General features: G+C 58.9%; 9 protein-coding genes. 8 read left to right on the top strand and 1 reads right to left on the bottom strand.

Annotated elements, in window-relative coordinates:
* The first annotated feature begins 83 nt into the window (after positions 1 to 83).
* A complete protein-coding gene (locus CMG77_RS03070) occupies positions 84 to 437 on the top strand; it encodes an FHA domain-containing protein (protein WP_286903592.1) in 354 nt (117 codons plus the stop codon).
* Positions 438 to 717: 280 nt separating this feature from the next.
* Positions 718 to 2124, top strand: a complete 1407-nt coding sequence (locus CMG77_RS03065) for a family 43 glycosylhydrolase (protein ID WP_286903591.1) — start codon at positions 718 to 720, stop codon at positions 2122 to 2124.
* A gap of 323 nt (positions 2125 to 2447) precedes the next feature.
* Here the strand turns inward: CMG77_RS03065 and CMG77_RS03060 are convergent, their stop codons facing one another.
* A complete protein-coding gene (locus CMG77_RS03060) occupies positions 2448 to 2909 on the bottom strand; it encodes an EVE domain-containing protein (protein ID WP_286903590.1) in 462 nt (153 codons plus the stop codon).
* Between the two features lie 112 nt (positions 2910 to 3021).
* Between CMG77_RS03060 and thrS the strand changes: the two genes are divergently transcribed.
* From thrS to pheT, 6 genes are all read left to right on the top strand, one after another.
* The gene (thrS, locus tag CMG77_RS03055) at positions 3022 to 4950 is read left to right on the top strand and encodes a threonine--tRNA ligase (RefSeq protein WP_286903589.1); all 1929 of its coding nucleotides are present in this window, start codon (positions 3022 to 3024) and stop codon (positions 4948 to 4950) included.
* Positions 4951 to 4972: 22 nt separating this feature from the next.
* The gene (gene infC / locus CMG77_RS03050) at positions 4973 to 5563 is read left to right on the top strand and encodes a translation initiation factor IF-3 (protein ID WP_425462016.1); all 591 of its coding nucleotides are present in this window, start codon (positions 4973 to 4975) and stop codon (positions 5561 to 5563) included.
* Between the two features lie 61 nt (positions 5564 to 5624).
* Positions 5625 to 5822 carry a 50S ribosomal protein L35 gene (gene rpmI, locus CMG77_RS03045; protein WP_024459883.1) on the top strand — a complete coding sequence of 66 codons (198 nt, stop codon included), beginning with the start codon at positions 5625 to 5627 and terminating at the stop codon, positions 5820 to 5822.
* 35 nt (positions 5823 to 5857) lie between these two features.
* Positions 5858 to 6217, top strand: a complete 360-nt coding sequence (gene rplT / locus CMG77_RS03040; protein WP_024459884.1) for a 50S ribosomal protein L20 — start codon at positions 5858 to 5860, stop codon at positions 6215 to 6217.
* Between the two features lie 111 nt (positions 6218 to 6328).
* A complete protein-coding gene (gene pheS, locus CMG77_RS03035; RefSeq protein ID WP_024459885.1) occupies positions 6329 to 7342 on the top strand; it encodes a phenylalanine--tRNA ligase subunit alpha in 1014 nt (337 codons plus the stop codon).
* Positions 7343 to 7352: 10 nt separating this feature from the next.
* Positions 7353 to 9734, top strand: coding sequence for a phenylalanine--tRNA ligase subunit beta (gene pheT, locus CMG77_RS03030; RefSeq protein WP_286903588.1), 2382 nt, complete (start codon positions 7353 to 7355; stop codon positions 9732 to 9734).
* Positions 9735 to 9740 lie beyond the last annotated feature (6 nt).

The raw sequence follows: 9740 nt of genomic DNA, 5'->3' as shown, positions 1-9740 counted from the left end.
CGGCCCTCGGTACCAAAGGTCATTAACTAAGCGGTAAAACGCACCAACCTCTTCCAAAGTACTCATTAAAAAGGTACCCAATAATGGCTTGGTTGATTCAACTCGTAGACGATGTCGCGGTTCACAAGTTTGAACTTGTGGGTGGTGAATTGACGCTGGGGCGTCACCCCGAGTGTGACGTGCTGATTGACGATAACGCGGTCAGCGGTCGTCACGCCCGCATGAGCGTGAAGCCCAATCCGGATTTCCCGCAGTTTCGGGAGTATTACCTGGAGGATCTGGGGAGTACTAATGGCACTTTCGTGAATGACCAACGAGTGGCGCAGCGATTGCGGCTCCACCATAACGACAAGATCCGACTGGCCTGGAATCAGTTCAAGTTCGTAGACAACGACGAGCAGGACCTGGAGCGCACCCGACATATGGTATCGAGCTAAACGAGATTGTGGCACGGAGGGCTGGGGTGGGGTAGACCTTTAAAGACCGTAGAGCGGGGGACCCGCGATCCGAGCCCCCAGGGGCCGCTCTCTGGCATCCATGCCATCGCGGCATTCGTGTATCCATGCACATCATGGGTTCACGGCGTGTCTTTAAAGGTCTACCCCACCCCAGCCCGGCCTTATGAGTAGCGTCTTGCATCTAGATTCTTTTGCTTAAATTGTATTATGATATTTAGAATACCAATGATTTCATAACAATGGCAAGCAGGAGAACACCATGTCGACATCTTTCAAGCGCACTCTGGGCGCCACCCTGATGGGGCTCGCCGGTGCGGCGGGCGTTCAGGCGGACAACCCCATCATCACCGAACGCTTCAGCGCGGATCCGGCCGCCCTGGTCCACGACGGCAAGGTCTACCTGTATGTGGGTCACGACGAGGCCACAGTGGACGGGGATTTCTTTGTCCTCAAGGAGTGGAACATTTACTCCTCAACCGACCTGGAAAACTGGACCCTCGAGGGCGAGGTGCCGCGCACCATTTTCGAGTGGGCCGATGGCGATTCCGCCTGGGCTGCGCAGGCGGTTGAGCGCGACGGTAAGTTCTATTGGTACACCACGGTGCGTATGCCAGTGCCCGAAGAAGGCGATTGGCAGGGCGGCTATACCCTGGGGGTAGCGGTGTCCGACGATCCGGTCACCGGCTGGAAAGATGCCCTGGGCAAACCGCTGATTGACCCCAACGACACCGAGCCGGCTCCTCACATGATCGAACACAGCCACAGCTGGGACGACATCGACCCGAGCGTGTTCATTGATCACGACGGCCAGGCCTATCTGTACTGGGGTAACTCCCACCTCTACTACGCCAAACTCAAAGACAACATGATCGAGTTCGACGGCGAGGTCCACAAAGTCGAGTTCGACATGCCCGGCACCTTCACCGAAGCGCCTTGGGTGCACGAGAAAGATGGCAAATACTACCTGACCTACGCCATGAACTACCCCGAAGAGCTGGCCTACGCCATGAGCGACAGCCCGGAAGGCCCCTGGGAATACAAAGGCCTGCTGATGGACGTGCTCGAAGACAGCGGCACCAGCCACCAGGCGATTCTGGAATACGAGGGTGAAGACTACTTCATCTACCACACCTCCGCACTGCCCACCGGCGGCAACTTCCGCCGCTCCGTCTCCATGGAATTCCTGGAGTACAACGCCGATGGCACCATCAAGAAACTGACCCCCACCGCCTCCGGCATTACCCACGCCGCTCAGGCGCTGCAGAGTCATGCAAATACCGATGAATACGTGCGCTACGGCGACGGCGATGAAGCCACCCTGGCCGAACTCAATGCCGACGACCATTGGCAGTACAAATGGCATGTCGAACCCCTGGTAGGGCAGGGCGGCAACACCGTCTCCTTTCAGCCGGAAACCCGTATGGGCTACTACCTGGTGGCGCAAGACGGCGATGTCGCCATTGTTGAGCACGACGGTACCGACGGATTCGCTCGCGCGGCGACCTTTGAGCGGGTGAGCGGTCTGGCGGGAGAGGGCGCTTCCTTCCGGTCGCTGGAGAATCAGGCGCATTACCTGATGGTGAGCGGCGGTGAATTGGCCTTGGGTCAGCCGGGCTCGGCCGCCGAGCGTAAAGCGGCGTCGTTTGAGGTTGTGCCCACGGAATAAATTTGTCGTGATGAAGGTGGCGTAGGGCGGATCGGTCCGACGCATCGGAGGCGAAAGCCGCATCCGCGGTAAATACCCGTGATGCTTCCACAATAACTTCCTGGAGTCACCTCAACGCTTTGGTAACGGCGGATGCGCGCTTCGCGCTTATCCGCCCTACGCGACCTGAGGTGAATCTGGCACGGAGGTCCGTTATGAGGTCTGGCCTTAGGAGACTCTCNGAGGCANGGATGCCGANGAGAAGCCNNCANGGATGNNTTNACGGCGGGNCTCNGANNGNNNNACCNCNNGACGNNCCGGACTCNCACAGTAACCACCANNNATCANGAAGCCATNNTCAGAATGTANTNCCANTCNTNCGNNGTNACNGGCTGAATCGACANGCGGCCCTGCTTTAACAGCACCATNTCACCCAACGGCTCCTGCTGCTTGATCNCCTTCAANGGCACCACCTCATCAAACGCCGANTCAAACTGAATATCCACACAAAACCAGCGCGGAGTCTCCCTCGTCGCCTTNGGATCAAAATAATCACTCGCCGAATCAAACTGCGCCGGNTCCGGATANGCCGCCTTCACCACCNTGGCCGTGCCCGCCACACCCGGCACCTTGCACTGACTGTGNTANATCAANACNCCNTCACCGACNGCCACCTCATCNCGCAGAAAATTGCGCGCCTGATAATTGCGAATCCCGTTCCAGCGGCCCACACCGTCCCGCTCCTTGCGCAAATCCTCAATACCGTACTCATCCGGTTCCGANTTAAACAACCAGTAATTTGCCATGCCGCTTACTACCTCTCTATAATGGCGGGTTTACGCCGTTCCGGCCTGCCGCGCCGGAGTCAAAACGCACGTGGCCTTTGGTAGGGGTCACCACTGACATCAAGGATACACCATGCCTGTCATTACACTGCCCGACGGTTCNAAACGCGAATTTTCCCAGCCGGTCACTTTGATGCAAGTGGCTGAAGATATCGGCCCCGGCCTGGCCAAGGCCACCGTGTGCGGCCGTATCAACGGCAAGCTGGTTGACGCCTGCGAGCTGATCGAGGACGACGCCGAGATTACCCTGATCACCGGCCGCGACCCGGAAGGGCTCGAAGTCATTCGNCACTCCTTCGCCCACCTGGTGGGTCACGCCGTCAAACAACTGATCCCGGAGGCCAAAATGGCCATCGGTCCGGTGATTGAAGACGGCTTCTATTACGACATCGACGCGCCGCACCCCATTACCACCNAGGAGATGGAGGCCATCGAGAAGCGCGTTCAGGANCTGATCAAGAAAGATTACGACGTCATCAAAGAGATGACACCGATCGAGCGGGCCCGTGAAGTGTTCGCCGACCGGGGAGAAGATTTCAAAGTCGAGCTGGTCGATGACCTGATCGCCGCCGGTGAAAAGGCGGTCGGTCTGTATCACCACGAAGAATACGTCGACATGTGCCGCGGCCCTCACGTGCCTAACACCCGCGTGATGCGCTACTTCAAGCTGATGCGGGTGTCCGGTGCCTACTGGCGGGGCGACTCCAGCAACAAGCAGCTGCAGCGCATCTACGGTACCGCCTGGAACGACAAAAAGGCGCTCAAGGCCTATATCCAGCGCCTGGAAGAGGCGGAAAAGCGCGACCACCGCAAGCTGGCCAAAAAGCACAACCTGTTCCACACCCAGGAAGAGGCGCCGGGCATGGTGTTCTGGCACCCCAAGGGCTGGACCATCTACAAGACCCTGGAAAACTACATGCGCGACATGCAGCATCGCCATGACTACCAGGAAATCCGCACCCCGCAGGTGGTGGACATGACCCTGTGGCAGAAATCCGGCCACGCGGACAAGTTTGGGGATGGCATGTTCACCCTCAAGTCCGAAGATCGGGATTTCGCCGTCAAGCCCATGAACTGCCCCTGCCATGTGCAGGTGTTCAATCAGGGCCTGAAAAGCTACCGTGATCTGCCCTTGCGCCTGGCGGAATTCGGCTCCTGTCACCGCAATGAGCCCTCCGGCTCCCTGCACGGCATCATGCGGGTGCGCGGTTTTACCCAGGACGATGCCCACATTTTCTGCACCGAGAATCAGATTCAGCCGGAAGTGTCGGATTTTATCGACTTCCTGCACGAGGTTTATCGGGATTTCGGCTTTGACGAGATCATCTACCGCCTGTCCACCCGCCCGGAAGAGCGGGTTGGCAGTGACGAGAGCTGGGACAAGGCCGAGCAGGCTCTGGCCGAGGCCCTGAACGCGAAGGGGCTGGATTGGGAAGAGTTGCCGGGGGAGGGCGCCTTCTACGGACCCAAGATCGAATTCTCCCTGAAAGACTGCATTGGCCGGGTCTGGCAGCTGGGTACCATTCAGGTGGATTTCTCCATGCCGGGCCGTCTGGACGCCCAATATGTGGCCGAAGATGGCTCCCGTCAGGTGCCGGTCATGCTCCACCGGGCCATTTTGGGGTCTTTTGAGCGTTTTATCGGGATTCTGATCGAACATTACGAGGGAATTTTCCCCGCCTGGCTGGCGCCAGAGCAGGCGGTGGTGATGAATATTACCGACAATCAGGCCGAATATGCCCAAAAAGTGGAAAAAACCTTGCGAGATAAAGGGTTTAGGGTCATTTCGGACTTGAGAAACGAGAAGATCGGCTTTAAAATCCGCGAGCACACCCTTCAGCGGATTCCCTATTTGCTCGTGATCGGCGACAAGGAGATGGAATCCGGGGCTCTCGCCGTGCGCACGCGCGGGGGCGAAGACCTGGGGGTAATGAGCGTGGAAGACTTCGCCGAACGCCTGGCGGCCGATGTGGCCCAGCGCGGACGGAGTCAGTCCCAGTAACGGCAGGGCTCAGGCCCGCTCGTTGCAGACGGACGGGCCAGCTCAGATTTTCAACAAACAGGAGATAACAGCTATCAAACGACCAGCGCCTAAAGGCAAGTCCAAAAAAGCTCGGATTAACGATCAAATTGAAGCCAGTGAGGTGCGCCTGATCGGCCCCAATGGCGACCAAATCGGTGTTGTACCCTTGGCCGACGCGCTCGAGGCGGCACAATCCGCGGACCTGGATCTGGTGGAAATATCGCCCGATAGCGACCCCATCGTCTGTAAGGTGATGGATTACGGGAAGCACCTGTTTGAAATCAAGAAGACCAAGGCGGCTGCCAAGAAGAAGCAGAAGCAGCAGCAGATCAAAGAAATGAAATTCCGTCCAGGGACGGAGGAAGGGGACTACGAGGTCAAACTACGCAACCTCGTGCGTTTCCTGGAGAACGGGGACAAGGCCAAGGTAACCTTACGGTTCCGCGGCCGGGAAATGGCTCACCAGGAACTGGGGATGGATGTCATGCATCGCATCGAACAGGACCTGATTGAGCTGGGCACCGTCGAGCAGAAGCCGAAGATGGAAGGCCGGCAGCTCACCATGGTGATCGCCCCGAAAAAGAAGAAGTAGCTGGGCTTTTTAGCTGCCTGAGTTACTGTTTATTTACCTATGAATGCGGAGTTTTTATCCCATGGCAACAAAAGCTAAAGTACACAGTGGCGCCGCCAAGCGCTTCAAGAAGACCGCGGCTGGTTTTAAGCACAAGCACGCTTTCAAAAGCCACATCCTCACCAAAATGACCACCAAGCGCAAGCGTCAGCTGCGTGGCACCAGCATGCTGAATGCAGCTGATGTCCCGGCCGTCAAGCGCATGTTGCGTTCCAACTGATCGGTTGCAACCGGAAATTTTTTGAGGAGTAAATAATGGCTCGAGTAAAACGTGGTGTGGAAGCACGCCGTCGTCACAAGAAAGTTCTTAAGGCTGCAAAAGGTTATTATGGAGCCCGTTCACGGGTATTCCGCGTAGCCAAACAAGCGGTTATCAAGGCCGGTCAGTACGCTTATCGCGACCGTCGCAACAAGAAGCGTAACTTCCGTCAGCTGTGGATCGCGCGTATCAACGCCCAGTCCCGCGCTGAAGGTCTGACTTACAGCAAATTGATCGCCGGCTTGAAGAAAGCCAACATCGTTCTCGACCGTCGCGTACTGGCCGATCTGGCCGTTCACGACAAAGCGGCGTTTGCCGTCGTTGTTGCACAGGCTAAATCAGCTCTGGCTGCTTAATCGTCAACAACGTCTGACACGGTAACGTGTCTGAATGAGCGCGATAAGAGGGGGGACTGGTTTCAGTTCCCCTTTTTTATTGAATAAACCAAAGAATTTGGGTTTTGACTGATGGAAAATCTCAATGCGCTGACCGAAGCGGCGCTCAAGCAGGTACAAGACGCCGATGACCTGGCCAGCCTGGACAAGGTCCGGGTCGAGTATCTGGGCAAGAAAGGCAGTATCAGTGCCCAGATGAAAAGCCTGGGTAAGCTGTCCGCTGAAGAGCGGCCTGCGGCCGGGGCGAAAATCAACGAAGCCAAGAATCAGGTTCAGGACGCGCTGAACGAGCGCAAGGCGGCGTTGGAAAAAGCGGCCATCGATGCTCAGCTCGCCGCCGAGACCCTGGATGTGACCCTGCCGGGCCGCGCCAACCAGACCGGTGGCCTGCACCCGGTCACTCGCACGCTTGAGCGCATCGAAGCCATTTTTGCCGCGGTGGGTTACACCGTGGAAGAGGGCCCGGAAATCGAAGATGACTATCACAACTTCGAAGCCCTGAATATTCCGTCCCATCACCCCGCGCGGGCGATGCACGACACCTTTTACGTGGACGATACCCACGTGCTGCGCACCCATACTTCACCCGTGCAGGTGCGCACCATGGAAAACCAGAAGCCGCCCATTCGCATCATCTGCCCGGGACGGGTATACCGCTGTGACTCGGATCTGACCCATACCCCCATGTTCCATCAGATTGAAGGCCTGGTGGTGGACAAGGGCATCAGCTTTGCCGACCTGAAAGGCACAGTGGACGAATTCCTGAAGTCGTTTTTCGAGGCCGATGTGCCCGTGCGCTTTCGTCCGTCTTATTTCCCGTTTACCGAGCCCTCGGCAGAAGTGGACATCGGTTGTACCCATTGCGGCGGCAAGGGGTGTCGGGTGTGCAAGCAGTCCGGCTGGATTGAAATCATGGGCTGCGGCATGGTGCACCCCAACGTTCTCAGCGCCTCTGGCGTCGATCCCGAAGTCTACAGTGGCTTCGCCTTTGGGCTCGGGGTGGAGCGCATGGCGATGCTCCGCTACGGCGTGAACGATCTGCGCCTGTTCTTCGAAAACGACCTGCGTTTCCTGAAACAGTTTTAAGAGTCCGATTATGAAAGTAAGTGAATCCTGGTTGCGGGAGTGGGTAAACCCGGCCATCACCACCGATGAACTGGCCGCTCAGATCACCATGGCGGGCCTGGAAGTGGATGCTGTTGACCCGGTTGCGGGCGAATTCACCGGCGTGGTGGTTGGCGAAATCGTCTCGGTCGAACAGCACCCGGACGCGGACAAGTTGCGCGTGTGTAAAGTGGCGGGCGAGGGCGATGAACTCCGNCANGTGGTGTGCGGTGCGCCCAACGCCCGTGAAGGCATCAAGGTGCCGTTCGCGACCGTCGGCGCCAAGCTCCCCGGCGACTTCAAAATCAAGAAAGCCAAGCTGCGCGGTGTAGAGTCCTTTGGCATGCTCTGCGCCCAGACCGAGCTGGAAGCCGGCGATGATGACGACGGCCTGTGGGAGCTGCCCGTCGATGCGCCCACCGGCACCGACCTGCGCGAGTATCTGGGCCTGAACGACCAGATCATCGAAGTCGATCTGACTCCGAACCGCAGCGACTGCCTGAGCATCAAGGGCATTGCCCGGGAAGTGGGCGTTCTCAATCGCCTGTCGGTCAATGAGCCCGAGATCGTTCCGGTCAAACCGGTCAACGACGAGACCCGGCCGGTGACCCTCAGCGCGCCGGAAGGCTGCAGCCGCTATGTCGGTCGCGTGGTCCGGAACATTGATATCAGTCGCCCCAGCCCCCTGTGGCTGCAGGAGAAGCTGCGCCGNGCCGGTCTGCGCAGCGTCGATGCGGTGGTGGATGTCACCAACTACGTGCTGCTGGAGCTGGGCCAGCCCATGCATGCGTTCGACCTCGCCAAGCTCAGCGGCGGTATCGACGTACGCCTGGCCGAGGCGGGTGAAAAACTTGTCCTGCTGGACGATCAGGAAGTGACCCTGACCGAGGGCACTCTGGTGATCGCCGACCAGGACAAACCCCTGGCCATGGCGGGCATCATGGGCGGTCGCGATAGCGCGGTCGGCCCCGAAACCCGGGACATTTTCCTGGAAAGCGCCTTTTTCAATCCTGTCGCCATCGCCGGTAAAGCCCGCAGCTATGGTCTGCATACCGATTCTTCCCACCGCTTTGAGCGCGGTGTGGACTACCAGCTGCAAGAACAGGCCATGGAACGTGCCACCGAGCTGCTGCTGAGTGTGGTGGGTGGTGAGCCCGGCCCGCTGGTCAAGGCCTGGGATGAGTACCACCTGCCGGGCGATCGCACCGTCAGTCTGCGTCGCGAGCGCGTGACCAGTGGTCTGGGTTTGGAATTGCCGGATGAAGACGTGGAAGCTATCCTGACCGGTCTGGGGCTGACCCTGACCGAACAGACCGATGCCGGCTGGACCTTTGCGGTGCCCAGCTACCGATTCGATCTGGCCATCGAGGCGGACTTGCTCGAAGAGCTGGCCCGAATTTACGGCTACAACCGCCTGCCGACCCGCAGTCTGGCNGCGGCCATGAGCGTTCCGGCCCGTCCGGAAGGGCGCCTGTCCCTGGAGCGTATTCGCCGGGAACTGGTGGCGCGGGATTATCAGGAGACGATCACCTACAGCTTCATTGAGCCCAAACTGTCCCGGCAGTTTGCGCCGGATATCGAGCCCGTCGCCCTACGCAATCCCATCAGCGCTGATATGGCGGTCATGCGCCCGACCCTGTTGCCCGGGTTGGTGTCCACTCTTCAGCACAACCTGAACCGCCAGCAGGAGCGTGTGCGACTGTTTGAGAGCGGGCAGCGGTTTGTCCCCGGTGCAGACGGTAAGCTGCGTCAGGAGCCCATGCTGGCCGGCCTGATCTATGGCAGTCGTCAGCCCGAGGGCTGGGCCAACGCCNAAGAGCCCGTGGACTTCTACGACCTCAAAGGTGACCTGGAAGCAGTGCTGGCACTCACTGGTGCCGGTGACGAGTTCCGCATGGCGCCCGGTGCCCACCCGGCCCTGCACCCGGGCCAGTCCGCCGCCATTTACCGGGGCGAGACCCAGGTGGGCGTGATCGGTACCCTGCATCCGCAGCTCCAGCGTGGTCTGGACATCCCTGGAGCGGTATTTGTGTTCGAGCTGGCCCTGTCGGCGCTCAAGTCCGCCCGCAAGCCGGCCTTTGAGCCGCTGTCCCGCTTCCCCAGTGTCCGTCGGGACCTGGCGCTGCTGGTCGACCGGGGCGTGGCGGCCCAAAGCCTGTTCGATTGCGTCAAAAGCCACGCCGGTGAGCAACTGCGAGACTTAAAGGTCTTTGACGTGTATGTGGGCAAAGGTATTGATCCGCATAGAAAAAGTGTCGCTCTGGGCTTGACCTTTCAGGACGCTTCGCGCACTCTTAACGAGGAAGAGATCAACGCCTCGGTCGAGCGGGTAGTGGAACGCTTGAAAGAGGAGTTTGGTGCCACCCTCAGATAGGGATAA

Origin of the sequence: Marinimicrobium sp., from assembly GCF_002695945.1 — a bacterium.
GTDB classification, from domain to species: domain Bacteria; phylum Pseudomonadota; class Gammaproteobacteria; order Pseudomonadales; family Cellvibrionaceae; genus Marinimicrobium; species Marinimicrobium koreense.
This window is presented reverse-complemented; position numbering and strand designations above follow the sequence as displayed.